The sequence below is a fragment of the Nocardia bhagyanarayanae genome, assembly GCF_006716565.1.
Classification (GTDB): domain Bacteria; phylum Actinomycetota; class Actinomycetes; order Mycobacteriales; family Mycobacteriaceae; genus Nocardia; species Nocardia bhagyanarayanae.
Map to the genome: position 1 here is coordinate 1,178,775 of NZ_VFPG01000001.1, position 22,756 is coordinate 1,201,530.

The following is a 22,756-nucleotide window of genomic DNA, read 5'->3' on the forward strand; positions in this document are numbered from 1 at the left end:
GACCAGCGCGCGCGCAGGCGGCGCCGTTCAGATGCGTTCGGCCAGCCCCGGATAGTCCAACAGGAAACCGTCCTCGTCGACCGTGACGGTCGCGCTGGAGACCGGCGACAGCACGCTGATCCCGTCGGCGGCCGCGCTGTAGATCAGGCTGGCCTCCTGCACGAGGAGATCGGGCAGGCGCACGTACACCACCGGCACCTCGAGGTCGTCGACCGCGTGCTGCAAACCGTAGCGGCGGATCGGCAGGGTGTTGAAGAACGGGCTGAGCACCACGTCCACGTCCAGCGCGCCCGCGAAGGTGGAGCGGACGTGGCTGCCGCCCGCGTCGACCAGCCAGTAGTTCTCCTCGTCCCTCGCGATCGAGGCGTGCCGCTCCCCCGCCGCGGTGGTCGTGCGCAGCGAGAGCCGTTTCGTGGCGCCGTTCTCGTCGGTGACCAGGTCATAGGACGCGCTGAACGCGGGATGGTCCTCGCACGCGCCGCCGATCATGCGACCGGCCGCGCGGATGCGATTGCCGTTGAGCGTCACGCGCACCGACTCCATCCGTGTCGCGTTGTGCGCGCGCCAGGTAAGAATCGCCGGCCACCGAGGTGCCGCCGGTTTGCTGTCGGGGGCAGGGGCTGGATTGGTCACGTATCTACCGTAAGCGAAAAAAGCCGCCACCCTGATTTTTTACGGCGCTCGCGGGTCCCCGCGTGGTCACGCTGCGCCACCTCCTCCGGGCCCGTCGCGAACGCCGCGGCCATCACACGAGTGACTCACGCCATGCGGCGTGCAGTCCGGCGAACCGGCCCGCGCCTTCGATCAGTTCGGCGGGCGCGCCGTCCTCGACGATCCTGCCGTGCTCGAGCACCAGCACGCGGTCCGCGATCGCCACCGTGGACAGCCGGTGGGCGATGATCACGGCGGTGCGGTCCCGCAAGACCGTCTCCAGCGCCCGCTGCACCAGCCGCTCGCTGGGGATGTCCAGGCTGGAGGTGGCCTCGTCGAGCACGATGACCGCCGGATCGGCGAGGAAGACCCGCGCGAACGCGACCAACTGCCGCTGACCAGCGGAAAGCCTGCCGCCGCGCTTGCGAACATCGGTGTCGAAACCCTCGGGCAGTTTCACCACGAAGTCGTACAGCCCCACCGCGCGGGCCGCCGCGTGCACCTCGGCGTCGGTGGCCTCCGGCCTGCCGAGCCGGATGTTGTCGGCCACCGACCCGGAGAAGAGATAGGACTCCTGGGTGACCATCACGACATTGCGCCGCAGGTCCGCGTCGGAGACGCGGCGCAGGTCGATCCCGTCCAGCGTGACCGTGCCGCCGGACGGGTCGTAGAACCTGGTCAGCAGCTTGGCCAGGGTCGACTTGCCCGCGCCCGTCGCGCCGACCAGCGCGATGACCTGCCCCGCCGGAATCTCCAGCGAGAACTCGGGCAGCACCGGCCCGCGTCCGGGCGACGCCTTCGCGTCGAGCGCCTCCGGGCCGGGCGCGGAGTCGTAGCCGAACCACACCGCCTCCATCCGCACCGCGCCCGCGGCCTTGCCGATCGGCACCGGGTCCTTCGGTTCCGGCACCGAGGGCTGCTCCTCCAGCACGCCGGAGATCTTCTCCAGCGCCGCCGCCGCGGATTGGTAGGAGTTGAACACCTGGGCGAGTTCGTCCAGCGGACCGTAGAACTCGTTGAGGTACAGCAGGTAGGCCGCGAGCACGCCGACGGCGAGGTTGCCCTCGATCACCTGCCACGCGCCGACCACGATGACGATCACCGTGGTGAGGTTGCCGAGCAGCCGGGTGAGCCCCGCGTAATCGCCCATGCCGCGCATGGCGGCGGTGGTCGCGGTCCGGTACTCCGCGTCCTCGACGGCGAGCACCGCCTCGTTGCGCTGCTCGCGGCGGAAAGCCTGCACCGCGCGCATGCCGCCCATGGACTCGACGAACTGCACGACGACCTTGGCGATGGCGCCGCGGGTGCGCCGGTAGCCGGCGCGCTGCCTGCGCTGTGCCCACCTGGTGACCAGCGCCAGCGGCACGAAACCGACGAGCACGATCGCCGCGAGCGTCTGGTCCAGGTACACGAGCAGCACCGCGATGGTGACCACCGAGAGGATCGCGCTCAGCGCCTGGTTCAGCGCGCTCTCCAGCAGCTCCTGGAGGGTTTCGATGTCGCCGGTGAGCCGGGCGACCGCCTTGCCCGAGGTGTACTTCTCGTGGAAGCTCACACTCAGCCGCTGCATGTGCTCGAACAGCCGCACCCGCAGGTCGAACAGCACGCTCTGGCTGAGCCTGCCCGACACCCGCAAGAAGGTGAAAGTGGTGAGCACACTGATGCCGAGCACGCCGAGGTACCCAGCGACGGTGAGCGTCAGCGGCGTCCAATTGCCTTCGACGCCTTCGGAAATACCGGTGTCGAGCCCGTAGGCGATGAACAGCGGCGCCGACACGGTGGCCGCGTTGTCGACCACGATCAGCACCAGCGCGAGCACCGCGAGGCCGCGGTACGGGCGCACGAGATCGAGCAGCAGCCGCCGAGAGCGCCCGGCCAGCACCAGGTTTCCGGTCTCGGTGACCTCCTTGTCCTCGCTGGCGATACCGCGCCAGTCGGCGACCTCGTCGCGCGCGGCCGAATCCGGCTCGCTCGCAGCGTCTTTCGTCGCCGCCTCGGTCACACTCACGACACACCTCCCATCAGTTCGCGATAGCGGGCACTGGTGCGCAGCAGGTGATCGTGGCTGCCCTCGGCGACGATGCGGCCCTCGGCGAGCAGCGCGACCCGATCGGCCAGCGCCGCGGTGGATGGCCGGTGCGCGACGAGCAGCGTTGTCGCGCCCGCCAGTACGGTGCGCAGCCGCTCTTGCACCCGCTCCTCGGTCTCCACGTCCAGCGCCGACAGCGGGTCGTCGAGCACCATGATCCTGCCGCGCTGATCCGCGCCGTCGCGGCCGAGCACCGCACGGGCCAGGGCCAGCCGTTGCCGCTGACCGCCGGACAGGCTCAGCCCCTGCTCGCCGATCCTGGTGTCCAGACCCCACGGCAGCTTGTCGACGAAGTCCGTGGCCTGAGCGACGTCGAGCGCGCGGCGCACGTCCGCGTCGGTGGCCTCCGGATCGCCGAGCGCGACGTTCTCGCGCACGCTCGCCGAGAACAGCACCGGATCCTCGAACGCCACCGTCACCAGCGAGCGCAGGTCCGCGACCCGCATCGCGGCGATGTCGATGCCGTCGATGGTGATCGCGCCGCCGGTCACGTCGTAGAGCCGCGGAATCAGGTTGAGCAGCGCGGTCTTTCCGCTGCCCGTCGCGCCGACGAGCGCCACCGTCTCGCCCGGTCGCACCGTCAGCGAGACGCCGCGCAGCACTTCGCGTTCCGCTTCCGGCGTCGCGTCCGTGCCCTCGTCGTCGCCGCGCGGGAACGCGAAACGCACGTTGGCCAAGGTCAGTTCGCCCGCGACTCGCTCGGGCAAACGCACGGGATCGGCGGGATCGGTGATGTCGATCGGGGTGTCGATGATCTCCCAGTAGCGGTCGGCCGCGGTGCGCGCGTCGTTCAGCTCGGCGAGCAGGAAGCCGGTCCAGATGATCGGCCACTGCAGGAAGGTCGCCAGCGTGATGGACGCGACCAGGGTGCCGAGCGTCATCGTGCCGTGCGCCACCGCGTAACCGCCGTAGCCGAGCGCGAAGGCGATGGCGAGCTGGGGCATGCCCATCATGGCCGACCAGAGTTTGGCGTCGAGGCGCACTTTCGTCAGTTCGGTCTGCTGCAACTCGCGCGACTGCGTGGTGAACCGCGAACCGAAGAACAGGCCGCGGCCGAACGCCTTGAGGACGCGCACGCCCTGCACGGATTCCTCCGCGGTGGTCGCCAGGTCGCCGGACTGGTCCTGCGAGCGCCGCGAGGCCACCGCGTAGCGCCGCTCGAAGCTGGTCGCGATGAACACCAACGGAATCGCGATGAAGCCGAAGATCAGACCGACGCGCCAGCTCAGCGCGCACAGCACGAGCAGACCGACCGGGATCACCACGATGTGGATCACCAGGAACGGCCCCGCGAACGCGACGAACCGGCGCATGGTGGCCAAGTCGTCGACGGCGCGCGAGAGCAGCTGACCCGACTCCCAGGCATCGTGGCGGCCGATCGCCAGCGCTTGCAGTTTGCGGAAGATCTTGGCGCGCAAGGTGATCTCGAACGCCGTCGCGGGCTTGGAGACCAGCCAGCGCCTGCCCCAGATGCCGAACGCCTCGAGCAGGCCGAGCAGCAGTACAAGCAGCACCGGCACGACCGCACCGCCGAGATCGCGGTGCGCGATGGGGCCGTCGATGATGCGCGCGATCAGCAGCGGAATGACGACCGCGGTCAGGGTGGCGAGCACCGCCAGCGTGGTCGCCCCGATCAGGGCGGCCCGGTGCGGGCGCAGGTATGGCGCGAAGCGCCGCAGGGAATGCAGGCGGCCCGGCGTCGTCGCGGCGGGCCGCTCGGGTCTGTCCGCGTCCGATTCGGCCGACGGCAACTCCAGCGTTACTGACAAGGCTCCCCCTCGAGGTTTCGTGGATCGCGGTGTCCGAGAATCAGCCGCCCGGCGATGTTCGCACCGGGATCCGACATCTCAGGGTCGCATCAAGACCCGCTCCGGCCAACCGATTTTTCGCCCCACCGCATTCCCCCCGTGCCTCTGAGCTGCCCGAAGACCGGATGGACGCCGGGTCAGCGAATGCCGGCGCCTTCCGGTTCCCGCTCCTCCGCGTCCGGGAACGACTGCTGGCGGTAACCGCCGCGCAGCGTGCCTTCCAGATACGCGGCGCGGCAGGCGCGCCGGGCGATCTTGCCGCTGGAGGTGCGCGGAATCGACCCCGCGGGCACCAACAGCAGGTCGCGGACCGTCACGCCGTGCCGCTGCGCGATGGCGCCGCGCACCGTGTCGGCGATGGGTCCCGGCTCCGCCTTCGCCGCGCCGGTGGCCCGCTCGGCGACGACGACCAACTGCTCGGAGGTGTCCTCGGCGGCGAATCGGGTTGCCGCGCCTCCCTGTTCGAAGCTTTCGGACGGCAACTGGTTGGCGGGCACCGAGAACGCGGCGACGAAGCCGGGGCGCAGCGCGTCGCTCGCTTCCTGCGCGGTGTACTCCAGGTCCTGCGGGTAGTGGTTGCGGCCGTCCACGATCACCAGGTCCTTCACCCGGCCGGTGATGAAGAGCTCGCCGTCGAAGTAGGCGCCGAAATCGCCGGTGCGCATCCAGTTCGCGTCCTCGGCGGCCCCTTCCGCGCGGCTGCCTTCCGGCCGTCGGTGCAGCCGGTTGCGGAAGGTCGCGGCCGATTCCTCCGGCCGGCCCCAGTAACCGATGCCCATGTTGTTGCCGTGCAACCAGATCTCGCCGACCTCGCCGTCGGCCCGCTCGACGCCGGTCTCGGGATCGACGATCGCGGCCCACTGCGACAGCGACACGTAACCGCACGACACCTGCGCGATGGCATTGTCGGCATCCGGCTCGACCTGCACCATCCGGCCCGCGTTCAGTTCGCCGCGGTCCACGTAGACCACCTTGGCCTCGTCCTCGGCCCGCGTCGCCGAGACGAACAGGGTCGCCTCGGCCATGCCGTAGCAGGGCTTGATGGCGGTCTTGGACAAGCCATACGGGGCGAACGCGTCGTTGAACTTCTTCATAGACGTCACCGAGACCGGCTCGCTGCCGTTGATCAGACCGATGACGTTCGAAAGATCCAGTTCCTCGCCCGGCTTCGGCAGACCGCGCGCCGCGGCGTGCTCGAACGCGAAATTGGGTGCGGCGGCGAAAGTTCCGGCGCCATCGGAGACCGCGGCCAGCTCCTTGATCCAGCGGTACGGCCGGCGCACGAACGCGCTCGGCGACATGATCGTGATGAACCCGCCGCCGACGGTCGGCAGGATCACGCACAGCAGACCCATGTCGTGGAACAGCGGCAACCAGGTGACACCGCGCGAGTTCTCGCTCACGCCGATGGCGTCGATCATCTGCAGCAGGTTGGTGCCCACCGCGCGGTGGGTGATCTCCACGCCCGCGGGCGTCCTGGTGGAGCCGGAGGTGTACTGGAGGTAGGCGACGCTGTCGAGGTCGATATCCGGGCGGACCCAGCTGGTGCCGACACCGTCCGGGATCGCGTCCACGGCGATGATGCGCGGCCGCTGGGCGGCGGGTAGGTGCCGGAAGAAGTTCCGCACACCCGATGCCGCCGTGGAGACGGTGAGGATCACCGCGGGGTCGCAGTCGGTGAGCACCGCGTTCAGCCGGTCGGTGTGCCCCTGCTCCTCCGGATCGAACAGCGGCACCGCGATGGCGCCCGCGTACACCGCGGCGAACAGCGAGATCACGTAGTCCAGGCCCTGCGGCGCCAGGATCGCGACCCGGTCGCCCGCCTGCGCCACCTGCTGCAGCCGGGCCGCCACCGCGCGCAGCCGCACGCTGAACTGGCTCCAGGTCAAGTCCTGGTACTCGCCGTCGCGCTCGCGCGAGTAGTCGATGAACCGGTACGCGAGACCGTCCGGGCTCGCGGCGGTGTGCTGGTCGACGAAGTCGATCAGGGTCTTGTCACCCAGGATCGTGATGTTGCCCTGCTCGTCCAGATATTCGCCGTAGGTCTCGCGGATCATCGCCATCCTTTTCCAACGCACCGCGCGAAACCCCGCGCGGTGACACCGAACACAGATCGACAGCGGAGCGTCGGGAAGGCTAGCAGGTCCAGCTGTCCGCAGTCATGCGGCGCCAGCATCACCCACCGCCTTCCCCGCGTATCAATACCTTCCGAACGCGATCGCCACGTTGTGCCCGCCGAAGCCGAACGAGTTGTTGATCGCGTAGTCGATGCGGCCCTGCCGCACGCCGCCTTTGACGATGTCGAGGTCGACCTCGGGGTCCTGGTTCTCCAGATTCAGCGTCGGCGGGACGATGCCGTCGCGCACGCTCAGCACGGTGAGCACCGACTCCAGCGCGCCGACGGCGCCGATCGAATGGCCGAGCGCGGATTTCGGCGCGTAGACCGACGGGTGCGAGCCGACCGCCTTGCCGATCGCCAGCGCCTCGGCGGTGTCGCCGATCGGGGTCGCGGTGGCGTGCGCGTTGATATGCGCGACATCGCTTTTCGACAGACCGGCGGTTTGCAGCGCCCTCGTCATGGCGCGCGCGGCGCCGGTGCCCTCCGGGTCGGGGGCGACGAGGTGGAAGCCGTCGGAGGTGACGCCCGCGCCGAGCAGGCGGGCGTGGATGGTCGCGCCGCGGGCCTTGGCGTGCGCCTCGGTCTCGAGCACCATCATCGCGCCCGCCTCGCCGAAGACGAATCCGTCGCGGTCCGCGTCGAACGGGCGCGAGGCCGCCTTCGGGTCGTCGTTGCGGGTGCTCATCGCTCGCATCATGGTGAACGCCGCGATCGGCAGCGCCTGGATGGAGCCCTCCACGCCGCCTGCGACGACCATGTCCGCGTCGCCCATCACGATCATCTTCCAGGCGTTGGCGATCGCCTCCGAGCCGGACGAGCACGCCGAGACCGGGGTGCAGACGCCCCCGCGCGCACCGACCTCCATACCGACGCACGCGGCAGGCCCGTTCGGCATGATCCACTGCACCGCCAGCGGCGAGACCTTGCGATAGCCGCCGTTGTTCATCTTGTCGCGCTGGTCCACCATGGCGTCCGCGCCGCCGAGGCCGGTGCCGATGGAGACGCCGAGCCGATCTCGGTCCACCTCCGGGCTGCCCGCGTTGCGCCACACCTCGCGGGCGAGCACGGTGGCCATCTGCTCCACGTACGCCAACCTGCGGACCTCGTCGGGGGCCATACAGGAAGCGGGGGTGACCTTCAGGTGCCCGCCGATGCGGACGGGCAACTCGAACTGGTCGATGAAGGGATCCTCGAGAACGTCTATGCCGCTCTCGCCGTTCAGCAACCCCTTCCAGGTGGAGTCGACATCACCCGCGAGAGAGGTGGTCGCCGCGAGGCTGGTCACCACGACGTCGGGGAAGTTGCCACGCTCGGTGGACGGAAACTGCATCAGGACTCACTTTCCTGGCGTTCGCATGGGTGTTCCGGGAACTGCGCGTCGACGCCGTCGGCGTCGAAAGGCCAAGCGGAAGAGCAGAAAAGCAGCCGTGATCTAAATTCGGCCGATTGGCATTATCGGGGGAGGCCGAGCTAATCCGCAGCAAGACGCGCGAATCGACACGATGGCCGCGAACACGAACCGGTGGTCCTGCCGGTGGTCCGCGCCGACGGGCTCGAGTAACGTGCTGTGCGGGGCACGGAGCGCGGACGTGTTGGCGCCCGTCGTGGAATCGCGAGAAGGGACGACTGTGACGGGCGGGCGGATGGTCGGGCTGTTCGCCGGGATCGGCGGGCTCGAGCTCGGTCTCGCCGAGCACGGCTGGCGTTCCGAGCTGCTCTGCGAGATCGACGCGGGCGCTCAAGCGGTGCTCGCCGCCCACTTCACCGACGTCCCGCTGCATTCCGACATCACCCGCCTGCGCGGCATCCCGGCGGGCACCGAACTCGTCGCGGCCGGGTTTCCCTGCCAGGATCTCTCGCAAGCCGGACGCACCGCGGGCATCACCGGCCAGCGCTCGGGTCTGGTCGACGAGGTGTTCCGTCTGGTGCGCCGCAAGCGCGGGCCGCGCTGGCTGCTGATCGAGAACGTCCCGTTCATGCTGCAATTGGGCCGCGGCGCGGCCATGCGGCACATCACCGAGAGGTTGGACGAGCTCGGCTACACCTGGGCATACCGCGTCGTCGACGCGCGCGCATTCGGCCTGCCGCAGCGCCGCCAGCGCGTACTGATGCTGGCCTCCCGTACCGAGGATCCGCGCCGCGTGCTCTTCGGCGAGGACGCGGGACCGCTCGAGCTCGGCGACGCGGGCAGCGACCCCTGCGGGTTCTACTGGACCGAGGGCGTGCGCGGGCTCGGCTGGGCGGTGAACGCGGTGCCAACCCTGAAAGGCGGGTCGGCGCTCGGCATCGCGAGCCCGCCCGCCGTGCGACTGCCCTCGGGCGAGATCGTGACGCCCGGCCTGGTCGACGGAGAACGGTTGCAGGGCTTCGCCGCCGACTGGACCGCGCCCGCCACCACGGTCCGCGGCATCCGGCACGGACACCGCTGGAAACTGATCGGCAACGCGGTGAGCGTGCGGATGGCGGCCTGGGTCGGCGCGCGACTTGCCGCGCCGCTGGATCCGATTCCGCACGACCGGGTTCTGCTGACCGGCCAGCCGTGGCCGACGGCGGCGTGGGGCCGGAGCGGGACGGCCTACCGGGTGCCGGTGTCCACCTGGCCGGTGCACCACCCGTACGAGGACCTGAAGAACTTCCTCACCGATTCGCGCCTGCTCTCCGCGCGCGCCACCGCCGGATTCCTGCGCCGGGCGGGGATGGGCTCGCTGCGGTTCCCCGACGGTTTCCTCACCGACGTGGAGAACCACCTGGACCGCATGGGCGGCTGGGCGGCCTGAGCCGATGATCGAACGCCCACGCACCGATGCCGCGACCAGCGCCCGGCTCGCCAGGCAGCGGCGCAGCGGGACCGCGCCCGAGCTGGCGCTACGGCGGGAGCTGCACCGGCGCGGGCTGCGCTATTTCGTGGACCGCGCGCCCCTTCGCGGCCAACGCCGACGCGCCGACGTCGTCTTTCCGCGGCGCAAGGTCGCGGTGTACGTCGACGGATGCTTCTGGCACAGCTGTCCGGAGCACGCGACCTATCCGAAGAACAACGCCGAATGGTGGGCGGCCAAGCTCGCGGGCAATGTCGCCCGCGACCGCGCCACCGACGCGACACTGCACGCCGCCGGATGGCAGGTGGTGCGGATCTGGGAACACGAGAATCCGGCCGCGGCGGCCGATCGGGTGCAGGCCGCGCTGGGCCGGGAACCCGGCTGACGCCTGGACAGGCACTGCCGGACGCAGTCCGTCGACACCGCGCATGGCCGGAGCGAAGGCGGAGGTACGCCTAACGGTGGCGCACGCGCACCAGCGTCCGCGGCGCGTGGGCGGCGAGATAACCCGACACCGCCATCGTCGCCATCATCGCCAAACCGGCGGCGGCTGTCGCGTATCCGATCATGGAAACCTCCTCGCTTCCACTCCAGACTGGCCGGACAAGCTGACAGTAGCCTGTGCATCGCGTGTAGAAGCCGTGCGAACCGCGGAAAACACGCATTCTTCGCCTCGAACCGAGCACCGGACGGTTCGCCGACAATGGGGAGGATGACCGACGACGGGAGCAGGCTCGCCGAACGACGTGCGCCGATCGCGTCCTGGCTGATCGCCGCCGCGATCGCGATCGCCGGTCTCTGCTACTCGTCCTGGGTGCTGGAGTTCGTGCTGCCCGTCGACTCCGACCCGGTGAACTCCTTCCTCAGCGAACTCGACGCGGAAGGCAAGCCCTATCGCGAGGTGTTCGGGACGGCCGACAAGATCGTCGGCGCGCTGCTCATACCCGCCGCGATCGCCGGACTGCTGATCTTTCCTCGGCGCGCGCTCACCAACGTCGGCTGGGTGGCGCTGGCCTGCTTCGGCGCGGCGACCATCGCCGACGCGCTGCTCCCGCTGCGCGACTGCACTCCCGGCGAGCCGGGTTGCGGCGAACCGAACCAGCTGTTCCCGCAGCTGCACCAACCGCACGCGCTGACCAGCACGCTGGCGGTCACCTCGATCGCCGTCTCGGTCTTCGCCTTCAGCCTTGCGGCGTTCCGCTATCACCGCTGGCGGATTCTGCGCGAGTTCGGGGTTGTCGCGCTGGTGGCCGGGTCCGCGGCGACGGTGTGGATGCTGGTGGCCGACAACCTGTCCGGCGACTACGCGCTCGGCATCGCGCAGCGGATCCAGGTCGGGTCGATGTCGCTGTGGTTGCTCACGCTGGCCGCCGCCGTGGTCGTGGAGGGCAGGGAGTGGGCCGAACCCGCAGACTAATTGGTGGCCAGGGCGGTTGGCGCTGACGCATGCTGTCGCCATGGCAGAGCGCGTGAACATCTCCTCCGAATCCGAGTTCGAAGACGTCGTCGGCTACTCGCGAGCGGTGCGCGTCGGCGACTTCGTCGCGGTCAGCGGGACCACCGCGGCCGGGCCGGGCGGGACCGCCGTCGGGGGCGACGACATCGGCGAGCAGACCAGGGAAGCCTTGCGCCGCATCGCCGTTGCGCTGGACGAAGCCGGGGCAAGCATGACCGACGTCGTCCGCACGCGGATCTTCGTCACCGATATCGCGCGGTGGCCCGAGGTCGCGGCCGCGCACGCCGAAGTGTTCGGATCGATCCGGCCCGCCGCGTCGATGTACGAAGTGCGCGCGCTCATCACGCCCGCGCTGCTGGTGGAGATCGAGGCCGACGCGATCGTGCGGCGGCACACATTAGAGTCGATGGCGTGACCAGCGACGCGCAGGATCCCACACCGCACGAACTGCTCGACGAGGTCGCCGACGCGACCGCACGGTTGCTCGACACCGTGCGCGGTCTCGGCGACGGCGATGTCATCGAACCTTCGCTGCTGCCGGGGTGGACTCGCGGGCACGTGCTCGCCCACCTCGCGCGCAACGCCGACAGCCTGGTCAACCTTCTGATCTGGGCACGCACCGGCATCGAGACCCCGCAGTACGCCAGCCCGTTCCTGCGCGAGTTCGACATCGACGCGGGCGCGCCGCGGCCGGTCGCCGAACAGCTCCGCGACATCGAAGCCGCGGCCGGCCGCTGGTCCGCCCTCGCCACCACCGCGCCGCGGGAAGCCTGGACCGCCACGGTCCGCACCCGCGCGGGCCGCGCCATCCCGGCCGCCGAGATCCCGTGGATGCGCCTGCTCGAAGTCGAGATCCACCACGTGGACCTCGCCGCCTCCTATACCCCCGCCGACTGGCCCGCGTCCTTCGTCACCCGCGCCCTCCCCCGCGTCTCCGGCGACATCGCCAACCTCCTCACCCCCGACACTCCGCCCTTCGACATCCAAGCCACCGACCTCGACTTCACCACTTCGCTCACCCCCGGCGCCCCCACCCACACCGTCCTCGGCCCGGCCGCCTCCCTGCTCGCCTGGCTCATCGGCCGCTCTCCGGGCCAGGATCTGTCCGGTCCGCTGCCGGAGCTCCCAGCCTGGCGCTGAGCGGCGTCACCGATCCGGCCGGGTGAACCATTCGACGCCGTCGTTGACGGTCTTGACCAGCGTGCCGTTCTCGACCAGCTTGTCGACGAAGGAGATGGCCTGATCCGACCGCGCCCCCGTCCTTGCGAGCACCTGGGGCAGGTCGAGCTTGTTCGATCCGATCGTTTCGACGATGTCGCGTTTGCGCAGCGTGTCCAGCGCCGTCGTCACATCGAGCCTGCGCACCACGCGCCCGTCCGCGAGCTGCTTCTTTTCGGCGGTCTCCAGCAGCAGGGTTCGGACGTGCGCGGCGTCGAGCGTGCGGTCGGTCGCCCAGACGATCAGCGCCGCGATGGCCGCTTCGGTCTCCGCCGACGTGCCGGACTGCGTCGGGTCGACGACGACATCGACCGGCCCGGCATGGTCGACGGCGCCCGCGATCAACAGGCGCCGCCGCGCGGCGCCCGAGGCGTGCCCGACCCCCGAGGCCGCGGCACCGACGACGAGGTGGTCCCGGCCGTGCAGCATCGCCGCGTCCGAGACGTCGTCCACCACGACGATGTCGGCGCAGGCCTGCTGGGCGAACCGATCTCGATCCGGCACACCGTCGAGGGGAACCACTTCGGCGAAAACGGCCGCGCTGTCGCTGGTTCCGAAGAGGACCGCACGGCCCGCGACGCCGCGTTCTCCGGCGAACTGGGTGATCGTGCGCGCGAGCTCACTCGCGGTGTCCGACTCGGCCCCGGCGAGGGCGAGCCGCAGCGGGCGCTTCGTCCTGCCCGGGTCCGCCGCCGCGGTGAACAGGTCCTGCGCGTCCGCCGGTGCGGCGACCTCCTCGACGTTCTCGCGCGCGAGGACCGCGAGCGATTCCGCCGATGGTGGAGTGGCTAGTGAGCGCACTCGATCGGCGAGCTGGTCCCACTGTTCGAGGCGCGGCAGATCGGCGTACAGGCGCGAGAGCACGGCGGGTCCGAACCGGACGAGGACCGGCTGGTTGCTGCGGATCCACTGCCACACCTCCGGCCAGGCCAGCAGGTCCAGCCGTATCTCCCTGGTACGCGACGGCATGTCGGCGCGGTCGGTCAGCCCGGTTACGCCGTTGGTCGAGGTGATCGCGACCCGGGCGGGCAGGCGGCGCTCCAGCAGTTCCGCGAGCGCGCGCAACGCGGCGGCGCCTCGCTCGTCGCCCGCGAGCAGTTCCGCCTCGTCGACGGCGAGGACGAAGCGCGTGTGCTCGAGCTTGCCGAGCAGGTTTCCCCACAGATCGATCGGGTCCTTCGCCAGGCTGCCGCGTGGCAGCCGCATGCCGCTGTCCGTCATCGCGGCGGCCACGGCGTCGTGCAGTATCCCGACCGGATTGTGATCCCGGCGCCTGAACTCGGACTCTTCGAGCAACCAGCGAGCGCCGACGAACACCCGGACGACGTCGTCGTCGAGATCGTCGAGCACGCGGTCCACGAACGCCGACTTGCCGCTGCCCGCGACACCTTTGACGTGCAGGAGCCTGGCAGGCGTCTTCCCGGCCAGTACATCGATGGCTTGCCGCAGTTCGGTCAGGCGCGAGATGAACCTCGGGTCGCCCTGCGCGATGCCGAACGGGCGGTAGACGCGCGGCCGCAAGACGATCGGCCTGCCGCGAGTGCGCTTGTCGATCAGCGCGCCCGGCTCGTTGGCGCCGACGTGCAGCGTCGGCACCACCCAGTTCAGCAGGGCCCCGCCGGAGAATTCGTCGGTCGCGATCGCCTGTCTGGCCAGGCGCAGCGCCGTCGCCACCGTGTGCCCCGCGGCGAGCGATTCGTAGAAGGAGCTGGTGAAGATCTTCTCGGTGCCGAACGGCAGCACCGTCTGCATGCCGATGACCATCGGGCAGACGTCGCGCACGAAGTGGTCGGCGGTGGACATCTGACCGCGCCAGTCGTCACCGGCGGCAGCGGCGGGGGCCCGGGCGGTCTCGCACCCCGCGAAGACCGCCAGTCGCAGGTCGGGTAGTTCGGAGAGGATCTTGCAGAGTTCCGCGTTGTGCACGAAACGGCCACGGCCGCTGGGGTCTTCGAGCTTGAAGCCGTTCGGCGCGGCATGCCCGAGGTAGTGGAAGACATGGAACCCGTCGGCTTGGCGGCGAATCGTCTGCCGGATTCGCTCGGTCGACGGCCGGTCCTCGACAACGATGTTGAGCCTGCCCTGCCGCACGAGCGGTTGCAGCCCGTCGAGCAAGGCGCGCTTCGCCGCGTACAGGTCGAACAGCGCCTCCCGATTCTCCTCGCCGACCTTCGGCATCGGGCTGGACATGACGATCAGGACGTTCAACGGCGCTTCGATCGGTTCCGGCGCCTGCTGAACCGGATAGGTGCGGAAACGCCCGAGCCGCAGGATGTGGGTGTCCTTGGCGCAGCCGAGGAAGTCGACTCCGTCGGCGATGCCGTCCTCGGGGTCGAGCAGCAGTTCCCACGGCCAGGCGTTGACGTGCTGGGGCGCCGATTGGACGCGCACGAGCACCTGCGCCCCGGCGTGCCGGGCCGCGCCTCGCGTTCGCCCGAAAAGATTGTCGATCTCGGGTACTTCGAACACCAGTCGCGTCAGGACACGCCCGATGTCGACGGCCGTCGATTCGACGCCGGAACAAGCATTGCGCACGACCGCGTTGAGCCACTCGGACGGCGATCCGAAGCCCTCCGGCAGGGTCCAGGTGGGCGGCGGGCGCGGCACGGCGTACACCGCGCCTTGCGGCGAGGACGCCGAGACCCACACGCGCCCACCGGCATCCAGCACGCTGATGTCGAATCGGTGGAAGGCCTGCGCGGGGTCCGGGGGCATCGCTATCCCGGTCCTTCCGCGCTGCGGGCGAGCTCATCGATGTCCACTACGCTCACCAGATCGGTCACCGGGTGGACGGTCTCGGCGGCCACGGTCACCCGGTAGTCACCGGGGAGCAGGTTGGCCAGAGTGGCCTGTCGCCAACCGTCGGACGCCTCGGTCAGCGGATACCTGGTGGTCACGCCGCGGCCGAGATCCTCCACCGTCGCGACCAAGGGCGCCGCGGGGTCGGCGGTTTTCGCGCGCACGACCATCGGTTCGTCGGTGGTGACGTCCTCCACCTCGAGCGCGACCGGGTCCTTCACGGCGGGGAAGACGTCGACATGGTCGAGGTCGGGTGCCGTCACCAGGCCGACGACGTGGTCGAGCACCGGATCGTCGTTCTGCAGCGACCCGTGCTTCTGGCTAACGAACGAGACGTTGCGCCAGCCGTCCATCAGCTCGTGCGGGACGGCGGACACCTTCGGGACCGTGCTGTCGCCGCCGTCCTCGCCCGCCGCCTTGCGCGCCCAGAGCACCTCGAGCCGGCCGTCGGTGAGTTTCGCGGCCCACCGCGTCGGCTGGAAGTCGCCGATGACCGGCCGGATCTCGTAACCGGGGCCGTTTGCGCGGATCCGGTCGTCGACCTGTTCGCGCAGGCCGCGGTGCAGCTCGACGGCATCCTTCAGGCGGGCGACGTCCACGCCGGTGCGGCTCCAGTCCAGGCTGACGTCATCGAGATTCAGCCATTTGCCGTCCGCCCCGGCCACGCAGCGGTACGACGGCAGCAGCTGATACGCCGAGGTGAACGAGCGCAGCAGATCGGAGAGGTCGACGTCGAACGGTCCCCAGCTCTTGCGGAACCCGTTCGCCAGGAATTCGAGGGCATTGACCGACCCGGAATAGGGCGTCCCGAAGGTGATCAGCCTGCGGGTGTCCTTCCATCCGTCGAACTGCTCCAGGTAGAGCCGCGAGACGATGCCGCCCATCGAGTGCCCGATCAGGACCAGTTTCGCGTCGGCTGCGCCGGACTTCTCCCGCCAATTACGCAGCCAGTCGTGCGCCGACCTGGCGAGTTTCGCCGCGGCCGCCCGGTTGTCGCGCCGCCAGTCGTAGGGGAACTCGAAATAGTTCTCGCCCTCGACCGCCCCGCACCGCTTCACCAACTGGTCGCGGCATCGGGTATATCCGTCGATCTTCCAATCCAGACCGGGCACGATGTGCAGATCCGGCACGACCCGCGTCGCGACGACGCCGTCCACGTCGGCGGCAGCGGGATCATCGCCGTCCAGCCGCAGTCTCTTGATGCTGCGTCCGAGGGACAACACTCCGCGCAGGACCGCGCCCGGCGTCGGAGCCCACAACTCCTTGCCGTCGCGTGCCAGCACGGAACCGCCGATACCCGGTATCAACACGACCACGTCCCGCATGACTGGCCTCCGTCCGTTCGTCCGCGGAAGAGTTCGATCTTCATCGTCCCGCGTTTCGCGGCCGGAATCACGAGTACTCCGCTACTCGAATGCGGTGGTCAGACGGTTTTCGCGGCGGCGGGCGGCACCATTGGATATCGGCGATCGTGTCCAGTGGCCGTCGTCGCTCGATGCCTTCGGGCACGGTGAATGTGTCCGCTTTGCGAAGTTCCGCACCGAAGCGCACCCCCGGAAGCGCCGCCCACAGCAGGTCGGCGCGGCGGGCGATATGTCCGCGGTCGAGACGGTTGTCGCGGTAGAGCCGTGGTCGTCCCGTCGCCTTCTTCGAACAACCACACCGATCCGGAGTCACCGCCTCGGCTGATCTCGTCGTGGGCCGCGGGCCTGGCCGGGTCGGGTCCGATCTCGAAGCACCCGATGTTGTGCACCCCCGCGCCGCCGTATCGCAACTTCACGATGGTGTCGATCCGTCCGTGCGTGACGCCGGTGGTGCGGCCGCTCTCGACGACCTTGTCACCGAGCTCGGGCTCGCCCAATTGTGCTGGGGTGATGTCGATTCCGAGAACGCTGTCATCGAATCGACGGTCGCGACGGCGCAGTCGCCGGCGATCCCGAGATGCGAGCGATTCAGCACCCCGAGGCGATTGCGGTCGATCCGGTTGTCGTCGCGCGGCCCCGGCTGAACGACGCTCTCGCCGATCCGGCCGCCGGGGCCGTGCAGTACATGCCAATTGCTCAGCACCAGCGGTGTGCCGTCGTGTTTGTCGTACACGATGCAGCCGACCGTGCCCACCGTGCCCTTGACGTTCGAGACGCTGATGCCGGGCCGAATCGGATCGCACCTGACCTTGGTCGGCGGCGGCTCCGGTTCCGCGCCGACACGGAACGACGGTTCGCAACTGCGCTGGATCACATCGGTCGGCACGGCGACGCCGTCCACCTCGATGGAATCCGGAATAGCTTCGGTGTTCAGGGCTTCCAACGCCTCTGGTTCGACCTTCGAGTCGACCGTGAACTGCACCGCGAGCTGTTCGCACACCCCCGGACCCGATCGGCCCGCCTCCGCCCAAGACTCCCGCGACCCCACCTCCACCAGACGCGTACTTCGCTACCCGCGTTCTCCGATATCCACTACGCATATCCCCGATCACTCCGACTGGAGCCCGAAGGGATTCGAACCGTTGCGGCGAAGAACACCGCAGCCGCGTGATTGCTCATACGACGTTCACCCCGTACATCGAGGTGTTCCCGTGGCCGTACCCGCTGCCGACGACAGCGCCGGACTTCTGTGGGTTTCCATCGGGCTCGTTTAGCGTCGCCCCGCAACTCGAGGAGGACGGGCACGTTGTCACCGCGCGTGCCAGCGCGGCCAGGTTTCGAGCCGCATTGCGGTCCCGGTCGAGGGAAAGCCCGCAGTGTTCGCACTGAAAGACCCGCTCGTCGAGGCGCAGTTTGGCCTTCACCACACCACAGCGCGGGTTGGAGCATGTCTTAGACGAGGGGTACCAGCGATCCGCGACCACAACCCGACCGCCTCGCCACCGTGCTTTGTATTCCAGCTGTCGTCGCAGTTCACCCCACCCGGTGTCCGCGATCGCTCGGGAGAGTCGCCGATTGCAAAGCAGCCCCGCGATATTGAGGTCCTCGACGACCAGCGTCCCGAATCGATCGGCCAGCGCGGCGGTCAACTGATGTAGTCCGTTACCCCGAGCATTGACGACGCGCGCGTGGGCCCGGGCGATCGACCTGTTGGTCCGCAGCCAGCGCTGTGACGGTTCGGTCCCTTTGGGTCGTCGTCGCCGAGCGGCTCGCCGCTGGAGCCGACGCAAACGCTGCCGCGCACGGTTCAAGTGCTTCGGATTCGCCACCATCCCGTCCGTATCGGTCACGCCCGGCACTGCCTCCGAGAGCACCGCGAGGTGCTTGACGCCGAGATCGACGCCCACGACCGCGGCTGGTCTGCGTGGACCTCGATCGTGACGTTCGACCTCCACCGAGAAGGAGACGAACCAACGGCCACCTCGCAGCGCCACCGTCGCCGATCGAACCCGCGCTGTCCCGGACGTGAGCCGTCGCGCCAGCTTTCTGGTCGATTCCCACGTCCGCACGGTCCCGATGCGCGGCAGCTTCACATGCCGCCGATCGTCGGCGGTGAGACCCATGACGCCGGTTGTGAAGCGGCAGGACATCGCCGACTTCTTCGACTTGAACCGCGGAAACCTCGCCGCCCTTCCGCGCCGTTTCCCCGACCGTGAATCGGCCCAGTTCGACAATCCCGCTGCCAGATTCGCCAGCCCGCTGGCGTAGGCCTCCTTGGAATTCTCCGCCCACCACGGCGCGATACTCTCCTTGACCGAATTCCAACGCCTGCGCAGCTCATACGCCGACCATCCGGTCGGCGGAGTCAGATCCGGTTCCGCGATTCCGTAGGACCGTTCCGCGGCCCGCTGAGCAAGGTTCGCCTGAACCGTCGCCAGCCCCCAGTTGAACGCGAACCGCTGCGCCCCGCAGTGCGACCGCAACCTGATCTCTTGCTCCGGCGTCGGATCGAGCGCGTACCGGTACGCCTGCATCACGCGCTCGGGTTCGGCCATGCCGACACCTTGGCACAGAGGTGTGACACAAACCATGCGACGGCGGAGTCATACAAATGTGAAAGCCCCCACCTGTCCGGTGAGGGCTTTCGCGTTGTGCGCCCGGAGAGACTCGAACTCCCAACCTTCTGATCCGTAGTCAGATGCTCTATCCGTTGAGCTACGGGCGCATAGCTGTGTTCAGTTGTTACCCGGCGAACCGGGTGTGGCGGAGGCGAGAGGATTTGAACCTCCGGTCCCCGTGAAGGGACAACTCATTAGCAGTGAGTCCCATTCGGCCGCTCTGGCACGCCTCCTGGAGCCTTCTCTTCGAGGGCACCGGTCCTTTCGAACCGCCGAGCATGAAGGTTACATGACCCAACGACCAGATAACAAAACGCCTGGTTATCAGCGTAAGTTGCTGTCGAACCAGTCGAAGATGCGGGTCTGGGAAGCGATGGCGGTGGTGTTGTCGTCGTCATCGGCGCCGGGGTTGTCGGCGCGGTGGTGCAGACCGGGGTAGGTCACCACGAGGCTGGCGACGGAGGCGCGGGCGGTGGCGTCGCGCAGCCGGTCGACATCGGCGGGCGGGGTGGTCGGGTCGTCGGAGCCGAACAGACCGAGCCATGGCGCCTGAAGGTTGGGGGCGACGCGCACGAGGGCCTCGGCCTCGTCGGTGAGCGGTTCGGTGATTCCCGCGGCGGCGATGCTGACCGCGGCGCCGATCGGGCGGTTGGTGGCGACGAGGAAGGCGGCGGTGCCCGCGTGGTCGAAACCGAGCACGCCGATGCAGTCGGGGAAGACGCCGCGCCGGGTGAGCCAGTCGAAGCAGGCGTCGAAGTCCTCGAAGAGTTCGTCGCCGAAGACCTCGTGCCCGGGCTCGTCGCCGTTGGCGCGGTGGAAGAGGTTGGGTGCGACGACCGTCCATCCCTCGGTGGCCAGCGCCCGCATGAACTCCAGCAGTGCACCGCTGAACTCCCGGGATTCGTGCAACACCACGATTCCGCCGCGCGAGTTGCCCTCTGGTTCGATCACGGTGATGGGCACCCGGCTGCCTTCGGTGGGGCGCTGCTCGAGGTCGTCGCCGCCGCGTAGCGGGGCGATATCGTCATAAATGCCCGACATGAAACCAGCGTAGGGCGAGCCGCTGATCTTCGCGAGAAATTGCACGTGAGCAGCCATTATCCGACGGGTCGGTCCCCGCGCCTCCGCCTTCGCTCCGCCCATGCGCGGCTGGGGACGGAATCGGTCCGGCAGCGCCAATTAGGGTGGAGGGGTGACAGCGCGCATCCGCCCCGATCTCTCCGCCATCCCGGCCTACACCCCCGGCCGCAGCCACCCGGGCGCGGTCAAGCTGGCCAGCAACGAGACCACCCTGCCGCCGCTCCCCGCGGCGGCGAAGGCGATCGCCGAGGCCGCGGAGCTCGCGCACCGATATCCCGACAACCAGGCGGCCGAACTGCGCGCCGCGCTCGCCGATTTCCTCGGGGTCACGCCCGCGCACGTGGCGGTGGGTTGCGGCAGCGTCGCGCTGTGCCAGGAGCTGGTTCAGATCACCTGCGCCGCACCGACCGACGAGGTGCTGTTCGCCTGGCGCTCGTTCGAGGCGTATCCGATCGTCACCCAGGTGGGCAACGCGACGGCCGTGCAGGTCCCGTTGACGCCGGAGCTGACGCACGACCTGGACGCGATGGCGGCCGCGGTGACCGAGCGCACCCGCCTCGTCTTCGTCTGCAACCCGAACAACCCGACCGGCACCGCGCACGGCCGCGAGGCGCTGATCCGTTTCCTGGACGCGGTCCCCGCGCACGTGCTCGTCGTGCTGGACGAGGCGTACTACGAGTACCTGCGCCTCACACCGCAGGACCGCCCGGACGGCGTCGAGCTGGGCCGCACCCGGCCGAATGTGGTTGTGCTGCGTACCTTCTCGAAGGCGTACGGTCTCGCGGGCCTGCGGGTCGGCTACGCGGTCGGCGATCCGGAGGTGATCGCGGCGCTGATGAAGGTGCACATCCCGTTCAGCGTGAACCGGGTGGCCCAGGCCGCCGCGATCGCCTCGCTGGAGGCGCGCCTCGAGCTGCTGGATCGCACCGACGCGGTGGTTCTCGAGCGCGACCGGATGCGGGCGGCGCTGCTCGCGGCGGGCTACTCGGTGCCGCCGAGCGAGACGAACTTCGTCTGGCTGCCGCTCGGCGCGCGCAGCGCGGAGTTCGGCGAGGCGAGCGCGGAAGCGGGCGTGCTGGTGCGGCCGTACGGCGCCGACGGCGTGCGGGTCACCGTCGGCGACTCGCACGAGAACGACCAGTTCCTCGGCTTCGCCACCGATCCCGACGTGTTGGCCCGCTTCGTCTGACGGAGGCGCGGCTCGGCGAGCGAACTCCGCGCTCCGTCAGCGGATCGCGGGGTAGATCGTCGGCCATGACGCGGCGAGCTCGTCGCCCCAGTACGGCCACGAATGTGTGCCCGTGGCACGGAAATTCGCGGTGACCGGGATCCGGAGCGAGGTGAATCGGTCGACCAGCCTCCGGGTGCACGCGTTGGTCGCCGCCTCCAGCGGTCCGCCGAACGCGATGGTACTGACCAGGTCCGGGTTGCCGGGCGCGTCGTACTTGCCCGGCAGGCCACTGCCAACGGACAGGTAGATCGCCTTGCCGCGCAACGCTTCCGCGTGCAGCAGGACATCGTGGGCGAGCCAGTCCGGATGGTCCTCGTCGCCGAACATGTTGTCCGGCTCGCCCTGATAGGTGGCCACCACGGCGCGCGCCTGAGCCTGTCCCATATCGGTGCCCGTGGAGAAGCAGCCGCTGTGCGCGGCCACCGCGCGGTAGAGCTCCGGCCTGCGGAAGGCGAGCATCATCGCGGCCTCGGCGCCCATCGAGACGCCCATGATCGCGTTGCGCCCGTTGCCGTCGAACTCCGCGTCGATGAGCGGCGGGAGCTCCTTGGTCAGGAAGGTCTCCCACTGGTTGGTGCCGAGCACCGGATCGGGGCGCTGCCAGTCGGTGTAGAAGCTGGCCGGGCCGCCGACCGTCAGCACCACGTTCACGTCTTTGTCTTCGTAGAACCGGTCGGCCTTGCCGAGTTCGATCCAATTGTTGGTGTCGGCTTCGGCGCTGCGCCCGTCCAGCATGTAGACGGTTGGCCTGCTGCGGCTCTGGTCACGCGGCAGCAGCACCTGCACCTGCACGGTGCGGCGCATCGCGGGCGATTTCACGAACACGCGCACCCGGCGGTCGGTGATCGGTTCGATGCGCTCGATCGATGGCGTGACAGGGGGCGCCGTGGTCGGCTCGGCCGGGTTGGGCCCGTCGGAGGAGCCGGTGCTCGGCTTGTCGGGTGCGGCCACCGAGAGAGGTGCGCCCGCGCCGATGGCGCCGATTAGCAATGCGGCGCTCATGGCGACGACTGCGAGCCGTCGCCGCGCCCAACGCCGAGACAGCATGTCTGCCATGGTGCCAGAACGTGTGCCGCGATCTCGACTCTCCTTCCACATTCGAAAGATTTGTGACGAGCACCACTTTCACGATTCGGGCGTTCACGATTGTTTCGAATTCGGGCACACCGCCAGCACACCGGCCTTACGCTCCCACTCGGGCGATTCTTCAGGCGTCGATGGGGACCGCGATGACCGCACACAGCCGTGACCCCGGCAGAGGTCGGCCTTCGGCGCGCGCGCGTCCACACCGTCCGATCGGTTTTTCGGCAACGCGGAGGCTAATTCAGCGGATCCTGCTGACGCCGAACCGCGCCCCACCGAACTGACCGGTATGTCCGACGCGCCCGCGCGCGAATTCTCTGCTCGATCGTTGTGTCCGTCTGTTTCGCCGCAGTACCTGATGCCCGACCGGAGAAAAAGATCGTGAACCACGTGTTGCCCGTTCCATCGCTCGAAAACACCGCCG

Annotated in this window: 17 protein-coding genes and 2 tRNA genes; 6 read left to right on the plus strand and 13 right to left on the minus strand. The window is 69.2% G+C overall.

Annotated elements, in window-relative coordinates:
• Window positions 1–27: 27 nt before the first annotated feature.
• The 5 genes from FB390_RS04770 to FB390_RS04790 form a co-directional block, all read right to left on the minus strand.
• Window positions 28–633 (minus strand): putative glycolipid-binding domain-containing protein, encoded by a 606-nt coding sequence (locus FB390_RS04770; RefSeq protein ID WP_141807858.1) that lies wholly within the window; start codon window positions 631–633, stop codon window positions 28–30.
• Between the two features lie 112 nt (window positions 634–745).
• The gene (locus FB390_RS04775) at window positions 746–2,653 is read right to left on the minus strand and encodes an ABC transporter ATP-binding protein (protein WP_141811547.1); all 1,908 of its coding nucleotides are present in this window, start codon (window positions 2,651–2,653) and stop codon (window positions 746–748) included.
• A gap of 2 nt (window positions 2,654–2,655) precedes the next feature.
• A complete protein-coding gene (locus FB390_RS04780; RefSeq protein WP_141807859.1) occupies window positions 2,656–4,509 on the minus strand; it encodes an ABC transporter ATP-binding protein in 1,854 nt (617 codons plus the stop codon).
• Between the two features lie 176 nt (window positions 4,510–4,685).
• A complete protein-coding gene (gene fadD32, locus FB390_RS04785) occupies window positions 4,686–6,605 on the minus strand; it encodes a long-chain-fatty-acid--AMP ligase FadD32 (protein WP_185756941.1) in 1,920 nt (639 codons plus the stop codon).
• Between the two features lie 141 nt (window positions 6,606–6,746).
• Window positions 6,747–7,997 (minus strand): KasA/KasB family beta-ketoacyl-ACP synthase, encoded by a 1,251-nt coding sequence (locus tag FB390_RS04790; protein WP_141807860.1) that lies wholly within the window; start codon window positions 7,995–7,997, stop codon window positions 6,747–6,749.
• A gap of 313 nt (window positions 7,998–8,310) precedes the next feature.
• Here FB390_RS04790 and FB390_RS04795 point away from each other — a divergent pair, with 313 nt between their 5' ends.
• The 5 genes from FB390_RS04795 to FB390_RS04815 all read left to right on the plus strand — a co-directional run bounded on the left by FB390_RS04795 (window position 8,311) and on the right by FB390_RS04815 (window position 12,079).
• Window positions 8,311–9,444, plus strand: a complete 1,134-nt coding sequence (locus FB390_RS04795; RefSeq protein WP_185757208.1) for a DNA cytosine methyltransferase — start codon at window positions 8,311–8,313, stop codon at window positions 9,442–9,444.
• Window positions 9,445–9,448: 4 nt separating this feature from the next.
• On the plus strand, window positions 9,449–9,868 hold the full coding sequence (locus FB390_RS04800) for a very short patch repair endonuclease (RefSeq protein ID WP_141807862.1): 420 nt from the start codon (window positions 9,449–9,451) through the stop codon (window positions 9,866–9,868).
• A gap of 327 nt (window positions 9,869–10,195) precedes the next feature.
• Entirely contained in the window at window positions 10,196–10,900 is a 705-nt protein-coding gene (locus FB390_RS04805) for a DUF998 domain-containing protein (RefSeq protein ID WP_141807863.1), read from the plus strand.
• Window positions 10,901–10,940: 40 nt separating this feature from the next.
• A complete protein-coding gene (locus tag FB390_RS04810) occupies window positions 10,941–11,354 on the plus strand; it encodes a RidA family protein (RefSeq protein WP_141807864.1) in 414 nt (137 codons plus the stop codon).
• Window positions 11,351–12,079, plus strand: coding sequence for a maleylpyruvate isomerase family mycothiol-dependent enzyme (locus FB390_RS04815; protein ID WP_141807865.1), 729 nt, complete (start codon window positions 11,351–11,353; stop codon window positions 12,077–12,079). Before FB390_RS04810 ends, FB390_RS04815 begins: the two co-directional genes overlap by 4 nt.
• Window positions 12,080–12,085: 6 nt before the next feature.
• Here FB390_RS04815 and FB390_RS04820 read toward each other — a convergent pair whose 3' ends face one another.
• From FB390_RS04820 to FB390_RS04855, 7 genes are all read right to left on the minus strand, one after another.
• On the minus strand, window positions 12,086–14,872 hold the full coding sequence (locus tag FB390_RS04820; protein WP_141807866.1) for a CHAT domain-containing protein: 2,787 nt from the start codon (window positions 14,870–14,872) through the stop codon (window positions 12,086–12,088).
• A gap of 2 nt (window positions 14,873–14,874) precedes the next feature.
• Entirely contained in the window at window positions 14,875–16,281 is a 1,407-nt protein-coding gene (locus FB390_RS04825; RefSeq protein ID WP_141807867.1) for a lipase/acyltransferase domain-containing protein, read from the minus strand.
• 451 nt (window positions 16,282–16,732) lie between these two features.
• Complete coding sequence (locus tag FB390_RS04835) at window positions 16,733–17,320, minus strand: hypothetical protein (RefSeq protein ID WP_141807868.1); 588 nt, start codon at window positions 17,318–17,320, stop codon at window positions 16,733–16,735.
• A 175-nt stretch (window positions 17,321–17,495) separates the two neighbouring features.
• The gene (tnpB, locus tag FB390_RS04840; RefSeq protein ID WP_185756942.1) at window positions 17,496–18,875 is read right to left on the minus strand and encodes an IS607 family element RNA-guided endonuclease TnpB; all 1,380 of its coding nucleotides are present in this window, start codon (window positions 18,873–18,875) and stop codon (window positions 17,496–17,498) included.
• 97 nt (window positions 18,876–18,972) lie between these two features.
• Window positions 18,973–19,045, minus strand: a tRNA-Arg gene (locus tag FB390_RS04845).
• 36 nt (window positions 19,046–19,081) lie between these two features.
• A tRNA-Ser gene (locus tag FB390_RS04850) sits at window positions 19,082–19,171 on the minus strand.
• A gap of 91 nt (window positions 19,172–19,262) precedes the next feature.
• A complete protein-coding gene (locus FB390_RS04855; RefSeq protein WP_141807870.1) occupies window positions 19,263–19,979 on the minus strand; it encodes a dienelactone hydrolase family protein in 717 nt (238 codons plus the stop codon).
• Between the two features lie 151 nt (window positions 19,980–20,130).
• On the opposite strand from FB390_RS04855, the gene hisC reads away from it, so the two are divergent.
• Window positions 20,131–21,207: a histidinol-phosphate transaminase gene (hisC, locus tag FB390_RS04860; protein ID WP_141807871.1), complete on the plus strand. Its 1,077-nt coding sequence runs from the start codon at window positions 20,131–20,133 to the stop codon at window positions 21,205–21,207.
• Window positions 21,208–21,243: 36 nt separating this feature from the next.
• On the opposite strand, the gene FB390_RS04865 is transcribed toward hisC, so the two are convergent.
• Complete coding sequence (locus FB390_RS04865; protein WP_141807872.1) at window positions 21,244–22,296, minus strand: alpha/beta hydrolase; 1,053 nt, start codon at window positions 22,294–22,296, stop codon at window positions 21,244–21,246.
• Between the last annotated feature and the right edge of the window lie 460 nt (window positions 22,297–22,756).